The following is a 26341-nucleotide window of genomic DNA, read 5'->3' as shown; positions in this document are numbered from 1 at the left end:
CAAACGCTACAGTCGACCAGTGGAACGGTTTCGGATCGCGGGTGAGGCACGGCTGGACGGCGCTGTCGAGGTGGCCGGGGCGAAGAACAGCGTGCTCAAGTTGATGGCGGCGGCACTGCTGGCGGAAGGTACGACGACGCTGCGGCAGGTGCCGGGCATTCTCGACGTCACGTTCATGGCACAACTGCTGGACACGCTCGGCTGCTCGGTGAAGGTGGACCCGGACGGGCAGTTGGCGACGATCTCGGTGCCGGCCGACGTCAAACACCAGTGCGACTACGACCTGGTACGCAAGCTGCGGGCGTCGATTTCGGTGCTCGGGCCGCTGCTGGCCCGCTGTGGTCAGGCGGAGGTGGCGCTGCCGGGCGGCGACAACATCGGCTCCCGCGGGCTGAACATGCACGTCGCGGGGCTGGAGGCGATGGGCGCGAAGGTGCACATCGAGCACGGCTTCGTGATCGCCGAGGCGCCGCAGGGGCTGCACGGCGCGGAGGTCTGGCTGGACTTCCCGAGTGTCGGCGCGACCGAGACGATCATGATGGCGTCGGTGCTCGCGAAGGGTACGACGATCATCGAGAACGCCGCCCGCGAGCCGGAGATCCAGGACATCGCGGCGATGCTGGTCGAGATGGGCGCGCAGATCGACGGCGCCGGGTCGTCGCGGATCGAGATCACCGGCGTGGACGGGCTGCTGCACCCGGTCGACCACACCGTGGTCGCGGACCGGATCGTGTCCGGCAGCTGGGCGTTCGCGGCGGCCATCACCAAGGGTGACGTGACGGTGTCGAACGGGCACGCGGAGCACCTGGAACTGCCGCTCGACAAGCTGCACAAGGCCGGCGCGGAGATCACCGTACTGAACCCCGGTTTCCGGGTCCGGATGCACGACCGGCCGAAGCCGGTGGACGTGGTCACGCTCCCCTACCCCGGTTTCGCGACCGATCTGCAGGCGTTCGTGATCGCGATGAACGCGCTCAGTGACGGCGCGGCGATGGTCACCGAGAACCTGTTCGAGGGCCGGTTCACGTTCGCGCAGGAGCTGACCCGGCTCGGCGCGCAGATCCAGACCGACGGGCACCACGCGGTCGTACGCGGCGTGCCACGGTTGTCCGGCGCACCGGTGGTCGCCTCGGACATCCGCGCCGGCGCCGCGCTCGTACTGGCCGGTCTCGCGGCCGAAGGCGAGACCTTGGTGTCGGCGGCGCACCACGTACACCGTGGGTACACCGACTTCGCCGGCAACCTCCGCCGCCTCGGCGCCGACGTCGTGGTCGAGCCGGACGACGCGGAGATGTACTGGAACTGAGCGCCGCTGGCCGGTTGTTTCACCGCTGACCTGCTGTAACACGCCAGCGATCACAAAAGCCGCCAGCGGGCGGGTTATGGCTTGCAGGCGGTCGGGTTAGGGTCTCGGCATGACTGAGCGCGTGATCAAGCCCCTCGGGCGTGGTTTTCTGTTCCTCGACTCGCATCCGGCGGGGTGTGCACAGGTTGTGCGAGACCTGGCCGGGCAGGTTGAGGCGCGTACGGCGGAACGACGGACCGCGCTGGTGGTCGGATCGAGCTCCGGGTACGGACTGGCGGCGACGATCGCGGGACTCGCGCGGTACGGCGTGGACGGGATCGGGGTCTGCTTCGAGAAGGCGCCGACGGCTCGGCGGACCGCGACCGCCGGCTGGTACCGGACCGCGGAGACGGCTGCGCTGGCCGCTGAGCTTGGCCGGTCGTGGAGTTTCGTGAACGCGGACGCGTTCGCGGACACCACCAAGGACGAGGTGCTGGACCTGATCGCCGAGCGGCTCGGCGGGATCGACCACCTGATCTACAGCGTGGCCGCGCCGCGGCGGGTGGACCCGCGGAGCGGCGAGACGTACCAGTCGGTGCTGAAGGCGATCGGCGCGGAGCACACCACGAAGAGCCTCGCGTTCGAGGACGGCGCGCCGGTGCTGCAGGAGGTCGGGATCGAGGTCGCGACCGATGACGAGATCGCGCAGACGGTGAAGGTGATGGGCGGCGAGGACTGGGCCCGCTGGGTCAGCGCGCTGCAGGAGCGGGAGCTGCTCAAGCCCGGGTTCAACACGGTCGCGCTGACGTACATCGGGTCCGAGTTGACCGGACCGCTGTACCGGCAGGGTTCCATCGGTGCGGCGAAGGCGGACCTCGAGCAGACCGCGCTGAAGCTGGCCGCGGACGGGGTTACCGCGCTGACGTCCGTGAACGGCGCTGCCGTCACGCAGGCGTCGTCGGCGATTCCCGGGATCGGGCTGTATGTCAGCATCCTGCACAAGGTGATCGGTCTGCAGACGCCGGTCGAACAGTCGATCGCGCTGTGGGATCAGCTGACCGGTACGGCACCGCTCGATCTGGACGACGAAGGCCGCATCCGGCTCGATCGCTGGGAGCTGACCGATGAGGTGCAGGCCGATGTCCGCGCGGTGTGGGAATCGGCAACCAAGGACAACATCGCGGACGTCACGGACGCGGAGTGGTTCCTCGCCGAGGTACGCCGGTTGTACGGCTTCGACGTACCCGGTGTGGACTACGCGGCCGAAACCGAGGTCGATGTGGAATGGCCGGCCTGACCGAAGCGCGGGTCAGAGTGGCTTGAAGGAGACCATTTCGAGTACCAGCTCGGCGGCGTCGTCAGATGCGTCGAGGTCGACGGTCGCGGTGATGCGCCAGTCGTGGTTGCCCTCGGGGTCGTCGATGATCTGCTGGACCTCCCAGTAGCCCGGGTGCTCCTCGACCAGGAAGAGCGCCGGGCCGCGGGCGGCCGGGCCGGTGTTAAGGGATTCGTGCTCGGCGTAGTACGTGGTGCCGGCCTCGGCCCAGCGGGCGGCGTCCCAGCCGGCATCGGTGTCGAGTTGGCCGAGCTCGGCCCAGCGGTGCAGCGCGAGCAGCTCGACCCGGCGGAACATCGCGTTCCGGACCAGTACGCGGAAGGCCCTGGTGTTCAGGGTGATCCGGCGCGGGCCGACCGGTACCGCGGCGACGACCTCCTCGGTGGCCGGGTTGGTGAGCTCCTCCCACTCGTCGAGCAGGCTGGAGTCGGTCTGCCGTACGACCTCGCCGAGCCACTCGATCAGGTCGGCCAGGTCCTCGTCCACCTTGTCCGGCGGTACGGTCTGCCGGAGCGCCTTGTACGCGTCGCTCAGGTAGCGGAGCACGATGCCCTCCGAGCGCGCCAGCCCGTAGTACCCGATGAACTCGCCGAACGTCATCGCCCGCTCGAACATGTCCCGGACCACCGCCTTCGGCGACAGCCCGGTGTCCGCGATCCACGGATGCGTCTGCCGGTACATCTCGAACGTTGCCTCAAGCAACTCCGCGAGCGGTTTCGGCCAGCTGACGTCCTCCAGCAACTCCATCCGCTCGTCGTACTCGATGCCCTGGGCCTTCATCGCGTTCACCGCCTCGCCCTTGGCGTGATGCTCCTGCGCCCAGAGCACGGCGCGCGGGTCCTCCAGCGTCGCCTCGATGATCGACACCACGTCCAGCGCGTACGCCGGGTCGGCCGGGTCGAGCAGGTCGAGCGCCGCCAGCGCGAAGGTGGACAACGGCTGGTTCAGGCTGAAGTCCTTCTGCAGATCGACCGTGAGCCGCAGGAACCGGCCGTTCTCGTCAGGTTCGTCGAGACGTTCGACCACGCCGGCGGTGACCAGGGTGCGGTAGATCTGGATCGCGCGCCGGATCAGCCGGACCTGGGCGCGGGCGTCCTCGTGGTTGTCGCGGAGCAGGTGCCGCATGCTGGCGAACGCGTTGCCGTCGCGGGCGATGACGTTCAGCAGCATCGCGTGGCTGACCCGCATCCGGGACTGCAGCGCCTCCGGCTCGGCCGCGACCAACCGGTCGAACGTCTCCTCGCCCCAGGTGACGAAACCTTCCGGCGGCTTCTTCCGCTGGACCTTGCGCTGCTTCTTCGGATCGTCACCGGCCTTCGCGAGCGCCTTCACGTTCTCGACCACATGATCCGGCGCCTGGACGACGACGGTGCCGGACGTGTCGTACCCGGCGCGGCCGGCCCGGCCCGCGATCTGGTGGAACTCGCGCGCCTTCAGGATCCGCTGGCGGCGGCCGTCGTACTTGCTCAGCGCGGTCAGTACGACCGTACGAATCGGAACGTTGATGCCGACGCCGAGCGTGTCGGTGCCACAGATGACCTTGAGCAGGCCGGCCTGCGCGAGCTGCTCGACCAGGCGCCGGTACTTGGGCAGCATGCCGGCGTGGTGAACACCGATACCGTGCTTCACCAGCCGCTGCAGGGTCCGCCCGAAACCCTTGCTGAAGCGGAAGTTTCCGATCAGCTCGTTCAGCTTCTCCTTCTCCTCCTTCGAGGAGACGTTGATGCTCATCAGTGCCTGCGCGCGTTCCAGCGCGGCGGCCTGGGTGAAGTGCACGACGTACACCGGCGCCTGGTGGGTGGTGAGCAACTCTTCGAGCGTCTCGTGCAGAGCCGTGGTGACGTACTTGTAGACCAGCGGGACCGGGCGCTCGCCGGACGCGACGATCGCGGTCGGCCGGCCGGTACGGCGGGACAGGTCGATCTTGAACCGTTCGACGTCGCCGAGGGTCGCGGACATCAGTACGAACTGCGCGTCCGGCAGCTCGAGCAGCGGCACCTGCCACGCCCAGCCGCGGTCCGGTTCGGAGTAGAAGTGGAACTCGTCCATCACGACCTGACCGACGTCGGCGGCCGAACCTTCCCGGAGCGCGATGTTGGCGAGTACCTCGGCCGTGCAGCAGATGATCGGCGCGCCCGCGTTCACCGCGGCATCACCGGTCAGCATGCCGACCTTGTCCGCGCCGAACACGTCGCACAGGGTGAAGAACTTCTCCGACACCAGCGCCTTGATCGGCGCGGTGTAGAAGGTGCGCCGGCCGTGCGCGAGCGCGGCGAAGTGCGCGCCGGTCGCCACCAGGCTCTTGCCGGACCCGGTCGGCGTGGACAGGATCACGTTCGACCCGGTCATCACCTCGATCAACGCTTCTTCCTGCGCCGGGTACAACGAGATGCCCTGCTCACCCACCCAGCGCGCGAAGGCGTCGTACAGGTCGTCAGGCTCGGTCGTCTCCGGCACCAGCTCAGTAAGCGTCATCGCAACCCATTGTCCCTGACGCCCAATCCCACCCGCCGCCCGCCCGAGTACACCGCCGTGGGGAGGGCGGTGCACTCGGGGCAGGTTACTTGCGGCCCTGGACCGCCATTGCTTGTTCCAGTTCGTGGCGGATGGCGTCGGCGCCGGACTTGCGGTAGTCGGCGACGGCGTCGTCCCAGTCGCTGAGTGGAGCGCGGCCGAGTTGGATGTCCTTGGTCAGGGAGTCCATCCGGGTGTCGAGGATCTTGCCCTTGGTGGATTGCGTCGGCGAGTACAGTCCGTACGCCGGTGGCAGGATCGCTGTCGGTAGCACGGTCTTCAGATGGTCGTAGGCCATCTCGACCGCGTCTTGATGACCGGGGAAGTACAGCGGGTATGGACCGTCGGCCAGGTACTGGATCGGGAACTCACCCAAACAGACCTCACTTCCACCGTCCTTGGTCAGCTGTGGATCAGTCCCGTTCAGTGTGTAGTGCCGACCGGGCAGACCGAACTTGCGGAACAGGTATTCCTCGGTCCCGAACGGCGCGGCGAACCAGTTCAGGACGCGGAGCAACAGCTTGGTCCGCTCCGGCGAACTCGGCCGGATCGCCGCGATCGAGTTGTTCGGCGAGCCGAGCAGCACCCGGCCGACCTTGCCGTCCGAGCTCCTCGGCACCGGCAGCGAGACGCTGAACGTCGGCGAGGTCGCGCGCCGGTAGAAGCTCTGGATCGACGAGTACGTGTCCTGGGTCATCACCGCCGAGCCTTGGGTGAACCAGACCTTCTGGTTGTTCTTCGCGACGCCGTCCGGATGGATCACGCCGGCCAGGACCATCTGCCGGGTGATCGACAGCAGTTGCTTGTGCTCCGGGAGTTCCCGGCTGTGGACAAGCTTCCCGTCCCGCACCTCCCAGCCGTTCGGCAGTCCGAGCATCGCGCTCAACGCGGCGGTCGGCGGGACGGCGAAGCCCCACCGGTTCTTCTTACCGTCGGTGACCGCCTTCGCGACCTTCATCAGGTCGTCCGGCGTCGGCGACCCGAGCTCGACGCCCAACTGGTCGAGCAGGTCCTGCCGGGCCAGCAACGCGTTCGACGACATCACCCCGCGCTGGATCGGCACCGCGCGGATGCCGCCGGAGAACACGCAACCGCGCCATGAATCAGCCGGCGCGTTGGCGAGGAACGGGTAGTCGAGAATGGCATCCCCGGACAGGTACTCGGTCAGGTCCTGCGCCCGCGCCTCGAGGAACTGTGGCAGATACGCGAACGCACCGTCCACGTTGAACAGATCGCCCAGTGTGTCACCGGCGACCGAGGTGGCGAACTTGTTCGTGTAGTCGCCCGCGGCGGTGATGTTCAGTTCGAGCGGCGAACCGAGGCGACGGTTGAGTTCCTGCCAGTACGGGTTCCGATCGGCGGTGGGCGGGATCGGGTTCGACGTCGGCGCCGAACCGGTCACCGTGGTGCCGTCGCCGGGGATCCCGTCGGTCACCTTCACCGGGTGCGCCGGGAACTTGTAGAAGCAGTCCGGCATCAGCGGATGCACCCGCGGCAGGTCCGGCTTCGGCCCGGCGAATCGTTTGTACGTCGGCAACGCGACCGGCTTGTTCAGGGCAGCAATATCGGTCGATCTGGTCACCGTCGAGCAACCGCTCAACCCGCCGGCGGTAGCGGCCGCGGCCAGCGATCCGCCGAGGAGCGTTCTTCTGCTGATCATCTCGTCACCCCTTCACCGCGCCGGTCATCATGCCCTTGGCGAAATGCCGCTGCAGGAACGGGTACACGATCAGGATCGGTACCAGCGAAACCACCAGGATCGCCATTTGAATCGATTCCTGCGGCGGTAACTGGTCGGCCGCCGCGCCGCCGAGATCGCCGCTGCTCAACTCGGTGTTGTTCACCACATAAGTCCGCAGTACGAGCTGCAAAGGCCATTTCGCGGTGTCGTTGATGTAGAGCATCGCGTTGAAGAACGCATTCCAGTACCCGACCGCGTAGAACAGGCCGACCACCGCCAGTACCGCACGGGACAGCGGGAGAACGATCGACCAGAAGATCCGGAAGTCGCCGGCGCCGTCGACGCGGGCCGAGTCGAGCACCGAGTCCGGGATGCTCATGAAGAACGAGCGCAGCACGATCACGTTGAAGCCGCTGATCGCGGTCGGCAGGATCAGGGCCAGCAGCGAGTCGAGCAGGCCGAACTCCTTCACCACCAGGTAGTTCGGGATCAGGCCCGGGCTGAAGAGCAGGCTGAACAGGACGATCATCAGGATCGGCTTCTGCCCGAAAGAACCTTGCCGGCTGAGCGCGTACGCCAGCATCGTGGACCCGGCCAGACTGATCAACGTGCCGCCGACGGCGATCAGTACGCTGACGCCGAGCGCCCGCTGCACCACGCCGCCGTTGAAGATCGATTTGTACGCCTCGAGGTTGAGCCCGTCCGGCCAGAGCACGAAACCACCAGAGTTCGTGACATGGCTCTGGCTCGCGATACTGGTCGAAATGACGCCGAGGAACGGCACGATCACCAGTGCGCAACAAACAATCAGCACAACAGCCTTCAGTACCCGGGAGGACATTCCGGGAGCCTCTTCGATCGTGCTCATTTCTTGTACACTCCTGCCTCGCCGAAGAGGTGGGCCACTTTGTTCGCGCCTAGTACGAGGGCTACGCCGAAGAGGCCCTTGACCAGTCCGACCGCGGCGGAGACGCCCCATTGGCCGGCCAGTACGCCGTTGTTGTAGACGTACGTGTCGAGGACCTCGCTGGCCGGTCTGCCGACCAGATTCTGTTGCAGGATGATCTGCTCGAAGCCGACGGTCAGCGAGTCGCCGAGGCGCAGGATCAGCAGCAGGATGATCAGGCCGCGGATTCCGGGAACGGTGACGTGCCACAGCTGCCGCCAGCGGGACGCGCCGTCGACGCGGGCGGCCTCGTACAGGCCCTGGTCGATCTGGGTGAGCGCGGCGAGGAACAGGATCGTGCCCCAGCCGGTGTCCTTCCAGATCACCTGGCTGGTGAGCAGCGCGATGAAGCCGTCCGGGTTGCCGAGGAAGTCGATCGTGCTCATCCCGTGTTCGCGGAGGAAGTTGTTGATCAGCCCGCTGCCGCCGAGGACCTGCTGGAAGATCGCCACCACGATCACCCAGGACAGGAAGTGCGGCAGGTACAGCACCGACTGGACGATCCGCTTGATCCGCTCGGACAGCAGGCTGTTCAGCAGCAGGGCGAGCGCGATCGGCGCCGGGAACACGAAGATGACCTGCACCAGGGTGATCAGCAGCGTGTTCTTCAGGGCGTTCAGGAACTCGGCGTCACCGTTGAAGATGACGGCGAAGTTGTCCCAGCCGACCCAGGCGCTGCGGCCGAGCGGTACGAACGGGAGGTACTCCTGGAAGGCGATCAGGTTTCCGAGCAGCGGGAGGTAGTGGAACGCCAGCAGCAGCGCCAGCCCGGGCAGCGCCATCAGCAGCAGGATCTTGTCCCGGCGGGCGCGCGCCCACCAGGAGAGCGTCCGGCCGCGCGATCTACTCCCCGCGGCCGGGCCCGGTGGACCGGCGCCGGGGCCGGGGCCGGGGCCGGGGCCGGCGGAATCATTTTCCGGGATTGACCGGTCTTGGATTGCATCGGTTCGAGCCACGCGAGACTCCCTGGGTGGTTGTCGTCGCCCTCACAGTGGAGAGCGCTTTCCGTTCCCCTTTGTTCGATATTGTCGCGTCTTGAGCCCATCTCGCAACCGCTTGCCGGAGCGTCCCAGGACAAATCTGGAATCGTTACCAACCCCCGTCACAGCCAGTCAGCGCAAACCAGCAAGCGCAATGCGAAGCGACGTACGGGTGTACGGGGGTTTCCACTCGGCAGCACAACGAGCCGGATGGGTATCAGATGGCCGCGTACCTCAGTAGGTGAGCCAGGTTCCTTCGAGGGGTTGCTGGTCTACGCCTGGTTTGGACCAGTCGCAGACGCCGGCCGGGAAGATGGAGCGGAGTTTGGCCCACTGGGCGTCGGTGAATCCGGGGTAGTCCCAGCGGCGGAGGGGGCGGAGGTTGCACTTGATCACGTCGGCAGCGACACCGGCGCCGGCGACCTCGCGGGGGAACGATGCCGACGGGTACAGGCGTTCGCAGCGTGACGACGGGCTCCGGTCCAAGGACTGCTTGATGAAGCCGTCGGGGCCGCGGCAACCCTCGGCCAAGCCGGACGGGTGCGCCGCGATGATCTTGTCGATCCGCGGCCGATCGGTGGCGTCTGCCGTCAGCTGGGTCAACCACGCGTCCATCGCGTCGATCGCATGCCGCAACAGCGGACTGCCGGTGCTGAACAACCCATACCGCAGATCCTCCAGCAAACTGACCTGGTTGACCGCCGTACCGTTCGCCTTCTGCAACCGCGCGCGCATCGACAGCGTCTGGTACCGCACGTGAATGTCGCCCCACGGCGCATTGTCGGAGTACGCCCGGTAGTCGATGATCGGCACGTCCTTCAACCCGCCGCCACCGCTGTTCAACCGCCCGGTCCGGTACGCCGTCCGCACCGCCTCCGGATCAGCGACCGTACGCCCGGGGACGAGGTTGGCGTCGGCATCGAATCCGCCGACCCGGTCGTTCAGATCAAGGAACTGTTCCGGCGTGATCCCCCCGGACCGCAGCACCTTCAGCCCGTACTGCACGCCGACGTTGTCCAACGGCCGCCGCGCGAACCCGGTCAGCGGATCGGCGCCGTACTGGTTGACCGCATGGTCGTACACATCGCACCGAACCCCGTCCGGCTTCCGCACCGGGTCGTACCGCAGGCCGACCGGGACGATGCCACAGTTCCGCCGTGGATCGATCCGGCGCGCGCTCAGCGCCATACTCGGCAACGTCGCGTACGTGGCGAAGCCCGCGACCCGGCGTTTCTGTTCCTGCGTCCACTGCACCGTACTTCGCGCCCGGAAGTACGAATCCAGCAACCACGCGTCGCTGATGAACGACACCGTGCCGAACCCGACATCCGGGAACGAGCACCCGACGATGATCCCGTCGAAGATGCCCGGATAGTTGTCGGTGATCTGCTGCGCCTGGTACGAACCGCCGGAGCAGCCGAAGCCGATCGTGAAGTCCGGCCGGCCGTAGTGCTCGATGAAGAACTCTTTCGTCATCGACGCCGACTCGGCCGCGATCACGTCGTTGCAGTTCTGCCCGAAGACGTTCAGCGACGACGACATCAGCGCGTACCCGCGCCCGAGCAACACCGGATCGGTCACCCCGCCGGTGACCGATCCGGAGCGGTACCAACCGCCCGCGCAGCCACCACCGAGCGTGAAGATCGCGCGGCCGTTCCAGCTCGCGGACCGGTGTGTCGGTGTCGGCACCGGGTCGCGCAGTGGGTCGTGCAGCATGCTGGTCTGGACGACCGCCCGGTTCGCGCTGTCGGTCTCCATCCGGACGATGAACGGATCGCCGGAGTCCGTGTCGGCCAGATCGCGCGGGTACCGGCGCGCGCCGTCCGGCCACTTCGCCCACTTCCGCGCGGTGGTCCGGTAGAAGTAGTCGACTCGCCCCGGCACCGTGCAGGCGGCGTCCTCCGGCGGGCCGAGCGTGCCGCCGATCACCGGGAGCTTGAACTTCGTGGTCTCGCACTGGAACGGCTGCTCGTGCGGCCCGGAGAAGATCGGGCCGTCGGCCGGATGATTGCGTACTTCGAGCGTCGTCCGCCGCCCGCCGGCCTCGGCGCGAAGTTCGTTCGCACCGAGGCGGAGGTTCCCGACCAGGCCGGTCAGGCCGGTGTCGTCGGTGGTGAACACCGAGGACACGTCCTTGCCGTTCAGTGTCACCCGGACCTGGTCGTCCGGGTTCGGCACGTCAAGATGGATCAGGGCGTCACCGCCGGTGACCGCGTCCGCGCGACTCGACAGCACCTGCAGTTTCACCGGCCGCGACGTGACCGCCGGGACCAGGGGGAACACCAACACACCGGCGATCAGCGCGGCGATGATCCGTCGCGGTCGGGAAGTCAGCGTTCCTCCTCAGCTCATCAATGGGCGGTCGGTGCCGGTCAATTGTCCCGGATGGACCGGTCACCGAGCTCAGGGGACCTGATGCAGCCGTTCAGTCACGGTAGGTGCGGATGTCTTCCGGCCAGGCCAGCGGGATCTTCAGGGTGTCCGCCAGCAGGCGCTGGTAGTCGGCCAGGTGGGTCGGATCGTTACGAACCTTGCGTGGTGACAGGCCTTCGGTCAGGCAGAACCCGGCCAGCGCGCCAACTGCCTCGCCGATGCTCCATTCGACCGGGTGCAGCCGGTAGCAACCGTTGGTGATGTGCGTCGTGCCGATGTTCTTGTTCGCCGGCAGCAGGTTGTTCACCCGGACCGGGATCAGCGCCCCGAGCGGAATCTGGAACGGGTACGCCTCGATGTCGACATAGGTACGCCCGGCCGTGCTCGGGTGCAGGTCGATCCGGTACCGGCCGAGGCCGACCGTGTCCGCGAAAACCTCGCTACCGGACCCGTCCGGTCGTGCCTCAACCCCGACGTGTTGCTCCAGCACGGTGAACTCGGCCTGGATTCGCCGTGCCTCGCGGATGTACGGCGTCTTCGCCAGACCGTCCGCGGTACCAGCGAGGTCCGGCCGCAACCGCAACCCGGGATAGCCGGCCTCGGTCTGCATCCAGTAGAGGAAGGACAGCGACAGATCCCGGCTCGCGGCCAGCGCGACCGCAGGGTCCGGTCCGCCGAGCAGCGGCTGCTCCCAGTAGTCGAGCTGTGGCCAGTTCACCACGGTGGCGTCCGGGATCACCTTGTCGACAAAGTTGCTACTGGCAAGGATCTGCCGGTACCGCCAGATCGAGAACGGTGCGCGCTGATCCGGGTTCGGCTCGAACAGCTTCCACTCCCGCCGCTCCAGCGTCACCGGTACGACATCGGTCCAGGACAACTGCGATCCCGGCCAGAACGGCGCGACCGTGTCCCGCCAGTGCTCGTACCCGGCCGGCCTGTCGATGGTGTGGTCCTCCCCCGCGCGATGCTCCAGCGCGAAACACCACGAGAACGCCTGCTGATCAAGGGGATTCGCGACCTCGGGTGCGTGCAGCTCGCCGGTCTGGTCGCAGCCCTCGGCGCCGATCACACGCTCGACATGCGCCAGTTCCAGCAGGTCACCGAGCTCGGTCGCGTCCACCACGTACGCCGCCGAGACCGTCAACTCAGCACCGGCACGCAGGTCCCGGAGCGTCACCGCCTCGATCTCGTCGCCGTTGGTCGACGCCGCGATCGGCTCGTGCTCCAAGTACACGCGGAGCCGGCCGGACGCGCGCCAAGGTGCGACCATCTCGTCCAGTACGGCCGCGGCGACCCGTGGTTCATGGCAGAACCGGCTGACCACACCAAGACCCGGATCGAGCAATGGATCGGCAGCGACTTCGGGGCGGAGCGGGTAGTTGCGCCGGTAGTACGCCCGGATCCGGTTGCGCAGGTCGGCGTACCCGGCGGCGGCGTACTCCTCGATCCACGGATGCTCGTCCGGTGGCACGAGCTGGCTGGTCAGCTGCCCACCCAGCCAGTCGGTCGGCTCGGTCAGCACGACGCGGTGGCCCAGCTTGACGGCCGCCAATGCCGCGGCCACCCCACCCAGTCCACCGCCGACTACGAGGACATCTGTGTCTAGCTCCACCGGCTACTCCTTAGGTACGGGGCGCGGCGACGGTTTCGCCGGCCACCAGGTCGCAGGGCACCAGTTGGCTGACCGGCTCCACGTCCGGAGCCTCGATCCGCGCCACCAGGGCGTCGATCGCGATCCGGCCGATCTCCTTGCGCGTGATCACCAGGCAGTCCCACCGGTGCCCAGGCTCGTCACTCGATCCCTCCAGCACGGCCACCGACAGATCCGCCGGAATGGTCAGGCCGCGCGCGGCCAGCCGGTTCCGTAGGTCCTCGGCCTGGCCGATGTTCTCGGCCACCACCGCGGTCTCCGGTCCGGCGGCCAGCTCGTCCAGCCACGCGTCGGTCAGCCCCGGCTCGCCGCGATAACCCGGCGAGCGGTCTTGCAGTCCAAGGCGTTCGACCGCTGCCCGGTAGCCGGTGCGGCGATCCGCGTACGCCTCCTGGTCGGCGCCCGAGTGCAGGTACGCCAAGTGCCGGTGCCCGCGCTCGGCCAGCGACGTGACGATCTGGTCGGCGGCCGTCGCGTAGTCGGGGATGATGCACGGAATCGCCGCGCCCGGCACCTCCCGGCGGCCGATGTGGACGAACAGGTAGCCGTCGTGCGACAACCGGGCCAGCTCGTCCCGGTCGGTCGCGGCACCGAGCAGAACGGTGCCGTCGGCAAGGTTCAGCCGGTTCGTCCCGTCCCGGTAGATCCGGCGGCGGCCGTCTTTCGTACCCGTCGACGTGAAGAGCACCAGGTCGTACCCGAGCTCCTCGGCCCGCTCCTCGATCCCGAGCAGGAACTCGAAGTAGAAGTCCTCACGGGCATGCGGGAACACCGCCTCGAAGGTGTGTACGCCGAGCAGCCGATTGCGCTTGTTCCGGAGATTCCGCGCGGCCGCGTTCGGGACGTACCCGAGCTCCCGCACCGCCGCGAGAATCCGGTCCCGGGTCTCCAGCGGAATCCGGTCGATGTCGCCACTCACCACCCGCGACACCGCCGACTGCGACACCCCGGCAAGCCGGGCGACATCAGCCTGACGCGGCGCTTTCATCAGCTCTCCTACAAGCAGTCGGTGCACGCTCATACGTATGAACAACCAGCTACGAGCTTGGAGCGCGTTGCTCTTACGTATGCGCAGGAACCTACGAACACCAAGCACGCATGTCAAGAGCGAGGGGCCTGACCTGGTCCGGCGGGTACTAGTTACAGGTACGTCTGGGTGCTCGGGGGTGCGGATTCCATCCAGGCGAGGACGCCGGTGAGGGCTTCTTCGGTCATCGCGAAGTGGACCGTGCGGTCGTGCAGTTTGGCGTCGACGATGACGTGGCCGGCGTACGTGACCAGGGGCTCGTTGCCCATCGGGCGGCGGGTGGTGATGCCTTCGAGCTGGCGGCGGTTGACCACCAGCTTGGGCCACCAGGCCAGGCTGAAGACGCGGAACCACTGCAGGTCGTCGCCGACGTAGCGGGCCAGGCCGAGGGCCCAGCCGCGGCCGTGTTCCTTCTGCGCGAGCTGCAGGCTGCAATCAAAAGTTCCGCCGTCCCTGGACAACCAGCGACGGCGGAACGCGACCAGCACGATGAACAGCACGGCGGCAAGCAGACAGACCCCGACGACATCGAGGGCTGTCCTCATACCTTGCCGACCTCATTTCCGGTGCCCGATCTTCGGTACTCACCCGGGCACCCCGGAGAACCGTACTGTCAGTGACGATATTCGATTATGGCAGGTCCGGTTAGGCAGTCTGCTCGGCGGCCCGAACCCTGGCCTCGGCGAGTCGCACCTCGTCGGTGTCCTCGTCGGTGTCGAGCCCGGCGGCCAGCGCCTGCTCGAGGTCCCGGCGAGCCTCTTCGAGGTCGATGTCGTGACCCATCTCGGCGTTCTCGGCCAGGATCGAGACCCGGTCGTTCGCCACCGAGATGAAGCCGTCCGGCGCGGCCGCGACGAAGTACTCGTCGTCGACGGTCCGCACCTGGACGGTGCCGCCCTGCAGCAGGCCCAGCAGCGGCGCGTGGCCGGGCAGGATGCCGACGTCGCCGTCCGTGGTCCGGGCGATGACGATCTTCGCCTGCCCCTGCCAGACCGTCCGCTCGGCGGCGACCAGCGCCACCTCCAAGTGGTCAGCCATCAGCTTTCCTTCTGCAGCTCGGCCCACTTGCGCTCGACGTCGTCGAGCGAACCGACGTTGAAGAACGCCTGCTCGGCGATGTGGTCGCACTCGCCTTCGGTGATCTTCTTGAAGGACTCGATGGTGTCCTTCAGCGGCACGGTGGAACCCGGGACGTTGGTGAACTTCTCCGCCATGTAGGTGTTCTGGGACAGGAACTGCTCGATCCGGCGCGCCCGGGCGACGGTGATCTTGTCCTCTTCGGTGAGCTCGTCGACACCGAGGATGGCGATGATGTCCTGCAGTTCCTTGTTCTTCTGCAGGATCTGCTTCACCCGGACGGCCACGTCGTAGTGCTCCTGGCCGATGTACTGCGGGTCGAGGATCCGCGACGTCGAGGTCAGCGGGTCGACGGCCGGGTACAGACCACGCGAGGCGATGTCACGGGACAGCTCGGTGGTCGCGTCCAGGTGCGCGAACGTGGTGGCCGGCGCCGGGTCGGTGTAGTCGTCGGCGGGTACGTAGATCGCCTGCATCGAGGTGATCGAGTGACCGCGCGTCGACGTGATCCGCTCCTGCAGTACGCCCATCTCGTCGGCCAGGTTCGGCTGGTAACCAACGGCCGAGGGCATCCGGCCGAGCAGCGTGGAGACCTCGGAACCGGCCTGGGTGAAGCGGAAGATGTTGTCGATGAAGAGCAGTACGTCCTGCTCCTTGACGTCGCGGAAGTACTCCGCCATCGTCAGCGCCGACAGCGCCACCCGCAGCCGGGTGCCCGGCGGCTCGTCCATCTGACCGAAGACCAGCGCGGTGTCCTTGAAGACCCCGGCCTCTTCCATCTCGTTGATCAGGTCGTTGCCCTCACGGGTACGCTCCCCGACGCCGGCGAACACCGAGGTGCCACCGAAGTTGTGGGCGATCCGGTAGATCATCTCCTGGATCATGACGGTCTTGCCGACACCCGCACCACCGAACAGGCCGATCTTGCCACCCTGCACGTACGGCGTGAGCAGGTCCAGCACCTTGATGCCGGTCTCCAGCATCTCGGTCTTGGACTCGAGCTGGTCGAAGGCCGGCGCCTTGCGGTGGATCGGCCAGCGCTCGGTGATCTCGAACTCGGACTCGTCCTGGTTCAGGCACTTGCCGGTCACGGACCAGACCCGGCCCTTGGTGACGTCACCGACCGGCACGGAGATGGCCGCGCCGGTGTCGCGCACCTCGGCGCCACGGACCAGACCGTCGGTCGGCTTCATCGAGATCGCCCGGACGATGTTGTCGCCGACGTGCAGCGCCACCTCGAGGGTGATCGTCTGGGTGCTGTCGCCCAGGGTGATGTCCACCTCGAGCGCGTTGTACATGTCGGGGATCGCGTCGGCCGCGAACTCGACGTCGACGACCGGGCCGATCACCCGGGCGACGCGACCGACGCCGGGGGCGGCGGCCTCGTTGTTCTTCTCGGTAACCGTGGCAGTCATCTCTCTCACTCGCTCCCGGCGTTCGCATCGGCGAGCGCCGTGGCGCCACCGACGATCTCGCTGATTTCCTGGGTAATTTGGGCCTGGCGGGCCTGGTTCAGGTCCCGCGTCAGCTTCTCGATCAGGTCCTGCGCGTTGTCCGTCGCGGACTTCATCGCCCGCTGCCGGTTGGCCAGCTCGGAAGCGGCCGCCTGCAGCATGCAGTAGTGGATTCGGCTGGCGACGTACTTCGGCAGCAGCCCGTCGAGTACCTCTTCGGCCGACGGCTCGAACTCGTACAGCGGCAGCACGTCGTCGGCCGCCGGCGCCTCTTCACCCTCGACGACCTCCAGCGGCAGCAGCCGGATCACGTCCGCGCGCTGGGTGAGCATCGACACGAACCGGGTGAAGACGATGTGGATCTCGTCCACGCCGCCCTCCTCGGTCGGGGTCAGGAACGCCTCGATCAGCGCGTCGGCGATCTCCCGGGCCTGCGCGAAGCTCGGGTTGTCGGACTCGCCGCTCCACGTTTGCACGACCGGGCGCTGCCGGAAGGCGTAGTACGCGATGCCCTTCCGGCCGCTGACGTAAGGAACGATCTCCTTGCCGTCTTCGCGGAGCAGCTGGTTCAGCCGCTCGCCTTCCCGGATCACGTTCGCCGAGTACGCGCCGGCCTGACCGCGGTCGGAGGTGATCAGCAGCACCGCTGCCCGCTTCGGGTTCGGCTTCTCGGTGGTCAGCGGGTGGTCGACGTTCGAGAACGTCGCCACCGCCGACACGGCACGGGTGAGCTCACGCGCGTACGGACCGGCCGCCTGGGCGCGTTGCTGCGCCTTGACGATCCGGGACGCCGCGATCAGCTCCATCGCGCGGGTGAGCTTCTTGATCGTCGTGACCGAGGCCTTCCGATCACGAAGCTCCCGCAGGTTGGCAGGCACGGTCGATCAGCCCCGCTTCTGCTTGACGATCTGCTCCTGCTCGACGTCCTCTTCGTCCATCGCCTCGGCTTCCGCCTCGGTGCCGAGCAGGGTGCCCTCGGAGGTCTGGAAGGTCGGCTTGAACGCCTTCAGCGCGTCGGTCGCGGCCTGCGCCTCGTCGTCGCCGAACTGACCGGACTCACGGATCGCGCTGAGCACCTTGCTCTCCCGGCGCAGGTAGTCCAGGAAGTCCCGCTCGAACCGGAGCACGTCGTTCACCGGCACGTCGTCGAAGTGCCCGGTGGTACCGGCCCAGATCGAGATGATCTGGTCCTCGACCGGGTACGGCGAGTACTGCGGCTGACGCAGCAGCTGAACCAGCCGCTGGCCACGGTCGAGCTGCCGGCGCGAGGTGGCGTCCAGGTCGGACGCGAACATCGCGAACGCCTCCATCGCGCGGAACTGGGCAAGGTCCAGCTTCAGCGTTCCGGCGACCTTCTTCATACCCTTGATCTGCGCGGCCGTACCGACCCGGGAGACCGAGATACCGACGTCGATGGCCGGCCGGATGTTGGCGTTGAACAGGTCGGACTGCAGGAAGATCTGGCCGTCGGTGATCGAGATGACGTTGGTCGGGATGAACGCCGAGACGTCGTTCGCCTTGGTCTCGATCACCGGCAGACCGGTCATCGAGCCCGCGCCGAGCTCGTTCGACAGCTTCGCGCAACGCTCGAGCAGCCGGCTGTGCAGGTAGAAGACGTCACCCGGGTACGCCTCGCGGCCCGGCGGGCGGCGCAGCAGCAGCGACATCGCGCGGTACGCCTCGGCCTGCTTGGTCAGGTCGTCGAACACGATCAGGACGTGCTTGCCCTGGTACATCCAGTGCTGGCCGATCGCCGAGCCGGTGTACGGCGCGACGTACTTGAAGCCGGCCGGGTCGGACGCCGGGGAGGCGACGATGGTGGTGTACTCCATCGCGCCGGCCTCTTCGAGCGCACCGCGGACGGCGGCGATCGTCGAGCCCTTCTGGCCGATCGCCACGTAGATGCAGCGCATCTGCTTCTCCGGGTCACCGGAGTCCCAGTTGGCCTTCTGGTTGATGATCGTGTCGACCGCGATCGCGGTCTTGCCGGTCTTGCGGTCACCGATGATCAGCTGCCGCTGGCCCCGGCCGATCGGGATCATGCCGTCGATCGCCTTGATCCCGGTCTGCAGCGGCTGCCGGACCTCCTGGCGGTCCATCACGCCGGCCGCCTGCAGCTCCAGCGCGCGGTTGCCCTCGAGGTCCTTGATCTCGCCGAGGCCGTCGATCGGCTTGCCCAGCGGGTCGATCACGCGGCCGAGGTAGCCCTCGCCGACCGGTACCGAAAGCACCTGGCCGGTCCGGCGGACCTGCTGGCCCTCCTCGATCCCGTCGAACTCACCGAGGACGGCGACACCGATCTCGCGGACGTCGAGGTTCAGCGCGATCCCGCGGGTGCCGTCCTCGAACTCGAGCAGCTCGTTGGTCATCACCGAGGGCAGGCCCTCGACGTGCGCGATCCCGTCACCGGCGTCGACGACGGTACCGACCTCTTCGGCAGCCACCTCGTCGGGCTGGTAATCGGTGACGAACCGATCCAGGGCGTCCCGGATCTCCTCCGGCCTGATCGTGAGCTCAGCCATTGCGTTTCCTGCTTCCTTTGACCTTGCTGGCCTGTCGTGGCTCTAAAGGCTTTTCCGGACCCTTAGCGCCGCTTCTGTCGTTAAGGGCCGTCAGCCCGCGATGCGCCGTTGCGCTTCGTCGAGCTTGGCCGCGATGGTTCCGTCGATCACTTCGTCGCCGATGTCCACCCGGACGCCGCCGACCACGCTCGGGTCGACGATCACGTTCAGCTGGATCTCCCGGCCGTACTGCCGGCCGAGTGCCGTCGCGAGCCGGTTGCGCTCCGCCGCGGACAGGTCGCCGGCGACCCGTACGGTCGCGATGCTCGCGCTGCGCCGGGCCGCCGCGGCGACCTGGTACACCCGCAGCGAGCCCGCGAAGCTACGGCCCCGGCCGTCGACGGCCCGTTCGGCCAGCCGCACCGTGGTGGCGTCGGCCTTGCCCTGCAGCAGTCCACGGATCAGCTCCTGGCGGCGTTCCACCGGGATCGCGCGGTCACCGAGCTTGTCGGCCAGCGCCCGCTCGGCGGCGACCACCCGGTCCAGCCGGAACAGCTGGTCCTCGACCTCGTCCAGCGTCCGCCGGGTGTCGGCGTAGGCCACCTCGGCCTGGACGCTGAGCTGGTCCAGCGCGTCGCCCAGGTCCCGGCCACTGACCCAGCGACCGGTCACCGCGGCGGACAGCACCTCGAGCGCCGCCGCCGAGATCTTGCCGCCGAACAACTGCCGTGCCAGCCCTGCCTTGGCGGCCGCCGGACGGGCCGGGTCGGTCAGTGCGCGCCGGAGCGCGCCGCTGCCGTCCAGCAGCCGGGCGATCGAGAACAGCTCGCCGCCCAGTTCCTCGGCCGGCGTCGCACCCGCCAGGGCCTGCTCGGCCCGGGCGAGTGACTCGTTCGACGCGCCGCGCATCAGCCGTCCGTTCCGACGGCCTGGCGCGCCGACTCCGACGCCTCCAGGTCGGCCAGGAAGCGCTCGACCGTACGCCGCTGCCGGGCCTCGTCCTCGAGCGACTCACCGACGATCCGGCCGGCCAGCGTGGTCGCCATCTGCCCGACCTCGCCGCGCAGCGAGGCAACCGCCTGGCTCCGCTCGGCGTCGATCTGGGTGCGCGCGTGGGTGACGATCCGCTCGGCCTCGGCGTTCGCCTGCTCACGCATCTCCGCGATGATGACCGCACCCTGCTCGCGGGCGTCCTCACGGATCTTCGCGGCTTCCTGCCGGGCTTCGGCAAGCTGCGCGTTGTACTTCTCCAAAGCCGCCTTCGCCTCGGCCTGGGCCCGCTTGGCCTCGTTCATCCCGCCTTCGATCGCCGCGGTCCGATCGGCGTACGCCTTCTCGAACTTCGGAACGACGACTTTGGCGAAGGCGATGGCCAGCAGGACCAGGAAGACGAAGCCGAAGATGATCTCAGCCGTGTGCGGCAGCAGCGGACTCGGTGTCTCGTCCGCGGCTGTCAGCGGAACAACTAACGTCAGCATCTCTGGGTCCTGTCAGTCAGGGGGGTTGGATCAGGCGTGACCCTTGAACACGAACGCGAGCGCGATACCGATGATCGCCAGAACCTCGGTGACGCCGAAGCCGATCCACGCGATCGACTGCAGCTTGCTCTGCGCCTCCGGCTGCCGCGCGGTGCCGTTGATGACGGCGGCGAAGATCAGACCGACACCAACACCCGGGCCGATGGCAGCGAGGCCGTAGCCCAGAACGGCGATGTCACCGGTGATGGCGAGCGCCAGGTTGCTCATTTCGGTGTTTCCTTTCGGTACGGATAGGGGCTATCCGGGTTTCCGTTTACTACGGGTCTGTGGGTGGTGCGGCGAATCAGTGTTCGTCGGCGATCGCGCTGCCGATGTACTGCGCGGTCAGCACCACGAAGATGTACGCCTGGATGCACTGGACGAACAGCTCCAGCCCGGCGATCGCGAGGCCCATCAGGAAGGTGATGACGCCGACGCCGCCGAGGAAGATCTTCCCGGACTCGAACACCATGTACTCGCCGCCGAGCACGAACACCAGCAGCAGGATGTGGCCGGCGAACATGTTCGCGAACAACCGCAGGCTGAGCGAGATCGGCCGGACCAGGATGTTCGAGATGAACTCGATCGGGATCATCAGCGGCATCAGCCAGACCGGCACGCCGGCCGGCATCGTCTGGTGCTTGAAGTAGCCCCAGAGGCCCTTCTTCTTGATGCCGACCGCGTTGTAGATGACCCAGCTCATGATCGCCGCGACATAGGCCCAGCCGGCGTGGCTGAAGGTCGGGAACTGGATCAGCGGAATGCTGGCCGCCACGTTGTTCAGCAGGATGAAGAAGAACAGACCGCACAGGTACGGCACGTACTTCATGTGGTCCTGGCTGCCGATCGCGTCCCGGGCGATCGAGTTCCGGACGAAGTTGTAGCCGAGCTCGCCGGCGAACTGCAGCTTCGACGGAACGATCGCTGCCTTGCGGGACGCACCCCAGAAGAACCAGACGATCACCACGACGGACAAAGCGGCCACCAGGACGGGCTTGGTGAACCAGTCCACGCCGTCGATGATCGGCGGGGTGGTGAAGTTCTGTGGACCGGGTGCGATGAACTCGGTCGGAACGCCGGCGGTCACCGGGTCTCCTCTCGCGTCGTGCTCAAGTCGGACGCCTTGTGGCAAAGGGCAGGGCGGCTCAGGGCATGGCGGTAAGCAACGTCAGACCCGGTAAGGATCAGACCCGAGGTCAGGACCGCGACCCGTACCGGAAGTGCAACATCAAGATGGTGAGCCCGGCACCGAGCACGATGCCCACCGGAAGCAAGAACTGGGTGCCGAAGAGCCGGTCCAACCCGAAGCCGATGCCGCCGTACAGGGCGACACCGCCGATCAAGTAGGACAGGACCCGCCAGCCGTCGCCCGAATTGGGGGGTGATGGCTTCGGATCCTGGTTCTCGCTCATTGGCACCCGCAACGTACCAGTTGGCGACAGATCCGGTCACATCGGCCCCGGTAATCTCCACCACGGCAGGGCAATCGTTACCGGCGGTGCTCATGCCGTCACTTCTTTGTCCAGGTCGTAGATCGGCACCCGGAGCCGGGACCAGGCCCAGATCTCGCCGGCCATCCAGCCCATCACGACCACCATCGCGCAGATTCCCAGCGCGGTCAGATTCACGTTCTGGGCCAGGGCGTCGGAGTTCAGCGCGATCGCCAGCAGGCCGCCGAAGATGGCGATCCGGCCGGTGTACGAGGCCATCGCGACCGCGAGCTGCGTGGTCGGCGACGTCCGCCGGGACAGATGCAGCGCGAGCAGACCGGCGCCGGAGAAGATGATCACCATCAGCAGCCCGAGCAGCGCGCCCCACAGGCCCTTCAGGCCGGCCGCGACGGTCGAGACCGCGGCGGCGTTGACGCCGACGACGACGGCCGCGACCAGAGCGCCACGCAGCATTGCCAGCGCCGGGTGCTTGGTAGCTTGGCCGGCGATTTCGGGGCTGTGGGCCATGGGAGCCATCTGGTGGTTCCGTCCTGCTGGCGAAACTGGTCTCGCGGCCAGCTCGTCGGGTTGGGCGGGGTCAGGGGTGTCGCTGTTCTTCGGTGCTGCTTGGCGTGCTTGTGAAAACTAGCACAAAGTCTGCATCGTCAGCAAACGCGGCAGGAACGTGCACCCCAGCCCGCTGTACACGAACACCTTATCGGTAGGCCACGACACCGACTGGTCTGGTCCCCCGGAGCACGGATTCCGGGCTAGCGGGTCGCCGGCGGACCGGCCGGGAGTTCGCCCGCCGTCAGGGTGCAGGCGTCGAGCCGCCCGGTCAGCGTACGGAGCGCGGCCGTGACCTCGGCCGGATGCCGGCGCCAGGCCGCGAGCCGGGGCTCGAGCTCCGGGTCGCGGGCGAAATCGTCCAGCGGAAGGCCCATCCGCTCGACGAACCAGAACGCCACCAGCCGGTACGCGGGATCGACGTGCTGCCCCGGAGTGGGTGCGCAGCGGTCGATCCGGGCCACCTTGCCCGCGAGTTCGCCGGCTACGTCGCGGGCCAGCGAACCCGTACGCTCCGGGCCGACCGCGAGCTGCACGGCGGTGGGGCCGTTCACGGCCGTTTCGCTCGCCAGCGTGAACGGGAAGAGCTCCGGCCCGGCCGCCGCGGCCACGCGATCGACCATCGCCTTCACCGCGGGCAGGTCGCTTCGATGTTCGGTCAGCAGACACACCCGCGGCCGGCCGTCCAGGCAGGCGACCTGAGGTGCCGCACTGGCATAAACCGGCACCGGAAAGGCGATCGAAGCGATGATGACACCGACCGCCGCCCAGCCGGCGGTCCGGCGATTCGGGTACGCCAGAAATGCGACCGCCACCACCATCGCGGCGGCGACGAACAATCGCACTCCGGCAAGCCAGGAATTCAAAGCGACTTCACCCGACGGCTGTCCCGACATTCCGCTGAACGGCAGCAAGGAAAGCCAGCGGGAATCCCGGCCGGTACTCAGGTCCGCGCCGATCACGATCAGCCAGAAGATGCCGGCGGCAACTATCGCGGTACGCCGCCGGACCGCCCGGACGAGGAGCGCGGCGGTAGTCGCGACCGCGGCCAGCCAGGCGATCGGTACGAGCAGGAAGAGGAGCGGCGGCGCGTCACCGGCCGTACGGACCGTCCAGAACAGCGCCGGGCCGGCACCCACCAACCAGCCGGACAGCACCGCGCCGACCACCCCGCGCGGGGTTTGACCGGCGGCCAGGAACAGGACCGCCAACGTCACGACCGGCAGAATCACGATCAGGGACGTGGACAGTACCCGGGCCGTCTCCGCCCAGGACGCGTAGCGCAACTCGGACCTCATCCCGCTGGTCAAGAGCACGGTCGGCAGCAGCGCCGTACCCGCCAGCAGGGCGAACGCCCGCCAGGACTTGCTGGACATCTCGATCCCTCCCCGAAGCGGACGGCGCCCGGCGGCAGGCCCTGAGCTTGCCGCCGAGCGCCGTCACGAGCAGACGAACCTCAGCACTCCTTCTGCTTGACGCCCTGCCAGGTGCCACCGGAGGAATCCTTCAGCTTGCCGTAGACCTCCTTTTGGTGACCGAGGTCGGCACAGGCGCCCTTCGCGGTCACCTCGAAGTTCGTGCCGGTCCCGGTGCCGGTCGCCACCACGCCGTCGACACCCCAGTAGCTCTTGAACAGCTCGATCGTCAGCCGGACGTTTCCGGTACAGCCGCGCCGGCTACCGCTCACCCAGACGTTGTTGCCGTTCGAATCCGGCGGTGCGACGTAATGAGCGCACGCCTGAGCCGAATCCGTCGCGCCCCAGGCCGCGATTGACAATCCACCCGCCGCGGCCGCACCGACAGCGGTCGCCGCAATTGCCCGAACCAATACTCGCTGCATTGTCATCCACTTTCCCCTGTAGTTTTCTGACGTGGGTGACTTTTCCACTACAGAGCGGGGTCGAGAAGCGACAATCGGTACAAACCACCCAGACAATCGTTTGTATGGGTTCGGCGTTCAGATCTTGGCGAGCGGCTTGCGGGAACGCCGCGGCAGCCCGGTGGTGAGGGCGACCGCGGTGACGCCGACGACGAGCACGATCAGGGCGGTCCACCAGTACAGGGCGAGGCCGAGGACGACCACTCCGTACGCGATCAGGGCGGTCCACAGGTACATCAGCAGGACCGCGCGGCGGTGCGAATGACCGCGTTGCATCAGCCGGTGGTGCAGGTGCTGCTTGTCCGCGGCGAACGGTGAGCGGCCGGCCTTGGTGCGGCGGATGTAGGCGAGCGTGAGGTCCAGCGCGGGGATCGCGAGGATGGCGATCGGCAACACCAACGGGAGCAGCGCGGGCAGCAGGCTGGAGCCACCCACCTCGTACGGGACCGCGTTCGGGTCCATCTGTCCGGTCAGGCTGATCGTCGACGCGGCCAGCATCAGGCCGATCAGCAACGCGCCGGAATCGCCCATGAACACTCTCGCCGGGAAGAAGTTGTGCGGGAGGAAACCGAGGCAGGCGCCGGCCAGCGCGACCGTGATCAGGGTCGAGGTGGTGGCGCGGTCGAGGTTCTCGTGCACGTTCAGCAGGTACGAGTACGTGAAGAAGGCGGTCGCGCCGATCGCGGTCACGCCCGCGGCCAGGCCGTCGAGGCCGTCGACGAAGTTCACCGCGTTGCAGCAGACCAGCAGGATGCCGGCGGTCAGCACCGCGAGCAGTGCGGGTGACGGGGAGATCACGCCGCCCGGAAGCGGGAGCCAGAACAGCTGGATGCCCTGGACGATCATCACGCCGACCGCGAGGACCTCACCCGCGAGCTTGGTGATCGCGTCGAGCTCGTACAGGTCGTCGATCACGCCGACCGCGCAGATCACCACGCCGCCGGCCAGGATCGCCCGCGCGTCGTGGGCGACCTGCAGGCTGTTGCCGAGGAACGGCAGGTTGGAGGCGACCGCGAAACCGGCGATCAGGCCGCCGAGAATGGACAGGCCACCGAAGTACGGGATCGGCACCTTGTGGACGTCCCGCGACCGCACCTTGGCGACCGCGCCGTAACGCACCGCAATCTGCCGAGCCACACCGGTCAGCAGAAAAGTCGTGGCCATCGCCACGAACAAGACCAGCAGGTACTCACGCACTAGTCCGCAGGCCTCACGTCAGAGTCGGTCTTCTCCCCATGAGACGCCGACCCACCCTGATCAGTTGGCTTACCAGCCGACTTCTCCCCCGGCTCCTCAGCACCCGCATCCTTCTCCGCGGCGGGTGCCGTCTCGGGAGAAGCGTCTGGTGCCGGCTCGGGAGAAGCAGTTGCTGCCGGCTCGTCGGTTACAGCTGGGTTTGGCTCAGAGGGTGTGGGCTCGTCGTCCGTGGTTACTTCGGGGACTACTGCTCTGAGCTGGTCCAGGGTGAGGGCGCCCAGGCGGACTACTCGCGGGGTGTCGCCGGTGATGTCGACGATCGTGGAGGGCCGGCCTCCGTTCACCTCGCCGCCGTCCAGGTACACCGCGACCGACTCCGACAACTGCTCCTCGGCGTCGTACACGTCCATCGCGGCCGGTTGGCCGGACTTGTTCGCCGAGCTGACGGCCAGCGGGCCCGTACGGGACAGCAGCTCGCGGGTGTTCTCGTGGTCCGGGACCCGCAGCGCGACGGTGCCCTGGGTCTCCCCCAGGTCCCACAGCAGCGACCCCTGCGCGTGGCAGATCAGCGTCAGCGGGCCGGGCCAGAACTCCTGCGCCAGCTTCCGGCCGCTGTCGGGTACGTCGGTGGCGAGCGCGTCCAGCGACTCCACCACCGAGATCAGCACCGGCGGCGGCATGTCGCGGCCACGGCCCTTGGCATCGAGCAGCCGCTGCACGGCGTCTGCTTTGAAGGCGTCGGCAGCCAGCCCGTACACGGTGTCGGTCGGCAGCACCACGAGGTCCCCGGCCTCGATGGCGTCGACCGCCGCACGGTACGCGGGTGCCAGTTCGTCCCCGGTGAAATCGAAGCGCTCACTCACGGAGTGAATCGTGCCACTCACTCCCGCCCCGACTCCAACCGGGCCGACCATGACATTCAAATG

At 67.6% G+C, this 26341-nt stretch carries 24 protein-coding genes; 2 read left to right on the top strand and 22 right to left on the bottom strand.

The genetic code is table 11. From position 1 onward, the window contains the following. Positions 1 to 19 precede the first annotated feature (19 nt). Together murA and fabV are read left to right on the top strand one after the other, a co-directional pair. Complete coding sequence (gene murA, locus HDA44_RS00695) at positions 20 to 1306, top strand: UDP-N-acetylglucosamine 1-carboxyvinyltransferase (RefSeq protein WP_184830459.1); 1287 nt, start codon at positions 20 to 22, stop codon at positions 1304 to 1306. 109 nt (positions 1307 to 1415) lie between these two features. After that, positions 1416 to 2582 carry an enoyl-[acyl-carrier-protein] reductase FabV gene (gene fabV, locus HDA44_RS00690; protein WP_184830458.1) on the top strand — a complete coding sequence of 389 codons (1167 nt, stop codon included), beginning with the start codon at positions 1416 to 1418 and terminating at the stop codon, positions 2580 to 2582. Positions 2583 to 2594: 12 nt separating this feature from the next. On the opposite strand, the gene HDA44_RS00685 is transcribed toward fabV, so the two are convergent. The 22 genes from HDA44_RS00685 to HDA44_RS00580 all read right to left on the bottom strand — a co-directional run bounded on the left by HDA44_RS00685 (position 2595) and on the right by HDA44_RS00580 (position 26278). Beyond that, complete coding sequence (locus HDA44_RS00685) at positions 2595 to 5096, bottom strand: DEAD/DEAH box helicase (protein WP_184830457.1); 2502 nt, start codon at positions 5094 to 5096, stop codon at positions 2595 to 2597. An 85-nt stretch (positions 5097 to 5181) separates the two neighbouring features. After that, positions 5182 to 6795 carry a type 2 periplasmic-binding domain-containing protein gene (locus HDA44_RS00680; protein WP_184830456.1) on the bottom strand — a complete coding sequence of 538 codons (1614 nt, stop codon included), beginning with the start codon at positions 6793 to 6795 and terminating at the stop codon, positions 5182 to 5184. A 4-nt stretch (positions 6796 to 6799) separates the two neighbouring features. Continuing rightward, a complete protein-coding gene (locus HDA44_RS00675; RefSeq protein ID WP_184830455.1) occupies positions 6800 to 7684 on the bottom strand; it encodes a carbohydrate ABC transporter permease in 885 nt (294 codons plus the stop codon). Next, positions 7681 to 8718, bottom strand: a complete 1038-nt coding sequence (locus HDA44_RS00670; protein WP_337905569.1) for an ABC transporter permease — start codon at positions 8716 to 8718, stop codon at positions 7681 to 7683. The genes HDA44_RS00675 and HDA44_RS00670 overlap by 4 nt, the downstream gene beginning before the upstream one ends. A gap of 258 nt (positions 8719 to 8976) precedes the next feature. Then, positions 8977 to 11025, bottom strand: coding sequence for a DUF6351 family protein (locus tag HDA44_RS00665; RefSeq protein ID WP_202887029.1), 2049 nt, complete (start codon positions 11023 to 11025; stop codon positions 8977 to 8979). Between the two features lie 142 nt (positions 11026 to 11167). Beyond that, complete coding sequence (locus HDA44_RS00660) at positions 11168 to 12727, bottom strand: FAD-dependent oxidoreductase (RefSeq protein WP_184830453.1); 1560 nt, start codon at positions 12725 to 12727, stop codon at positions 11168 to 11170. A gap of 10 nt (positions 12728 to 12737) precedes the next feature. Beyond that, the gene (locus HDA44_RS00655) at positions 12738 to 13754 is read right to left on the bottom strand and encodes a LacI family DNA-binding transcriptional regulator (RefSeq protein ID WP_184830452.1); all 1017 of its coding nucleotides are present in this window, start codon (positions 13752 to 13754) and stop codon (positions 12738 to 12740) included. Positions 13755 to 13906: 152 nt separating this feature from the next. Further along, a complete protein-coding gene (locus HDA44_RS00650; RefSeq protein ID WP_184830451.1) occupies positions 13907 to 14338 on the bottom strand; it encodes a DUF2550 domain-containing protein in 432 nt (143 codons plus the stop codon). Positions 14339 to 14438: 100 nt separating this feature from the next. Then, on the bottom strand, positions 14439 to 14831 hold the full coding sequence (locus tag HDA44_RS00645; protein WP_184830450.1) for a F0F1 ATP synthase subunit epsilon: 393 nt from the start codon (positions 14829 to 14831) through the stop codon (positions 14439 to 14441). Further along, positions 14831 to 16285, bottom strand: coding sequence for a F0F1 ATP synthase subunit beta (atpD, locus tag HDA44_RS00640; RefSeq protein ID WP_184830449.1), 1455 nt, complete (start codon positions 16283 to 16285; stop codon positions 14831 to 14833). Before atpD ends, HDA44_RS00645 begins: the two co-directional genes overlap by 1 nt. Before the next feature lie 5 nt (positions 16286 to 16290). Beyond that, positions 16291 to 17202 carry a F0F1 ATP synthase subunit gamma gene (locus tag HDA44_RS00635; RefSeq protein ID WP_184830448.1) on the bottom strand — a complete coding sequence of 304 codons (912 nt, stop codon included), beginning with the start codon at positions 17200 to 17202 and terminating at the stop codon, positions 16291 to 16293. A 6-nt stretch (positions 17203 to 17208) separates the two neighbouring features. Beyond that, complete coding sequence (gene atpA / locus HDA44_RS00630) at positions 17209 to 18846, bottom strand: F0F1 ATP synthase subunit alpha (RefSeq protein WP_184830447.1); 1638 nt, start codon at positions 18844 to 18846, stop codon at positions 17209 to 17211. Positions 18847 to 18936: 90 nt separating this feature from the next. Continuing rightward, positions 18937 to 19734, bottom strand: a complete 798-nt coding sequence (locus tag HDA44_RS00625) for a F0F1 ATP synthase subunit delta (protein ID WP_184830446.1) — start codon at positions 19732 to 19734, stop codon at positions 18937 to 18939. After that, positions 19734 to 20303 (bottom strand): F0F1 ATP synthase subunit B, encoded by a 570-nt coding sequence (locus tag HDA44_RS00620; RefSeq protein ID WP_184830445.1) that lies wholly within the window; start codon positions 20301 to 20303, stop codon positions 19734 to 19736. Before HDA44_RS00620 ends, HDA44_RS00625 begins: the two co-directional genes overlap by 1 nt. A gap of 30 nt (positions 20304 to 20333) precedes the next feature. Continuing rightward, a complete protein-coding gene (gene atpE, locus HDA44_RS00615) occupies positions 20334 to 20570 on the bottom strand; it encodes an ATP synthase F0 subunit C (protein WP_184830444.1) in 237 nt (78 codons plus the stop codon). Between the two features lie 76 nt (positions 20571 to 20646). After that, on the bottom strand, positions 20647 to 21429 hold the full coding sequence (gene atpB, locus HDA44_RS00610) for a F0F1 ATP synthase subunit A (RefSeq protein WP_184830443.1): 783 nt from the start codon (positions 21427 to 21429) through the stop codon (positions 20647 to 20649). A gap of 109 nt (positions 21430 to 21538) precedes the next feature. After that, positions 21539 to 21754 carry an AtpZ/AtpI family protein gene (locus HDA44_RS00605; RefSeq protein ID WP_184830442.1) on the bottom strand — a complete coding sequence of 72 codons (216 nt, stop codon included), beginning with the start codon at positions 21752 to 21754 and terminating at the stop codon, positions 21539 to 21541. A 90-nt stretch (positions 21755 to 21844) separates the two neighbouring features. Next, entirely contained in the window at positions 21845 to 22309 is a 465-nt protein-coding gene (locus HDA44_RS00600) for a Cg1360 family ATP-synthase-associated protein (protein WP_184830441.1), read from the bottom strand. 233 nt (positions 22310 to 22542) lie between these two features. Beyond that, on the bottom strand, positions 22543 to 23715 hold the full coding sequence (locus HDA44_RS00595) for a hypothetical protein (RefSeq protein ID WP_184830440.1): 1173 nt from the start codon (positions 23713 to 23715) through the stop codon (positions 22543 to 22545). An 80-nt stretch (positions 23716 to 23795) separates the two neighbouring features. Continuing rightward, positions 23796 to 24185: a hypothetical protein gene (locus HDA44_RS00590; RefSeq protein ID WP_184830439.1), complete on the bottom strand. Its 390-nt coding sequence runs from the start codon at positions 24183 to 24185 to the stop codon at positions 23796 to 23798. A 111-nt stretch (positions 24186 to 24296) separates the two neighbouring features. Further along, positions 24297 to 25415, bottom strand: coding sequence for a glycosyltransferase family 4 protein (locus HDA44_RS00585; protein WP_184830438.1), 1119 nt, complete (start codon positions 25413 to 25415; stop codon positions 24297 to 24299). Continuing rightward, positions 25415 to 26278, bottom strand: coding sequence for an L-threonylcarbamoyladenylate synthase (locus HDA44_RS00580; protein ID WP_337905568.1), 864 nt, complete (start codon positions 26276 to 26278; stop codon positions 25415 to 25417). Before HDA44_RS00580 ends, HDA44_RS00585 begins: the two co-directional genes overlap by 1 nt. Between the last annotated feature and the right edge of the window lie 63 nt (positions 26279 to 26341).

It is taken from the genome of Kribbella solani (assembly GCF_014205295.1).
Lineage (GTDB): Bacteria > Actinomycetota > Actinomycetes > Propionibacteriales > Kribbellaceae > Kribbella > Kribbella solani.
Note: the sequence above shows the minus strand (reverse complement) of the source record. Positions and strands in the feature narration are given on the sequence as shown.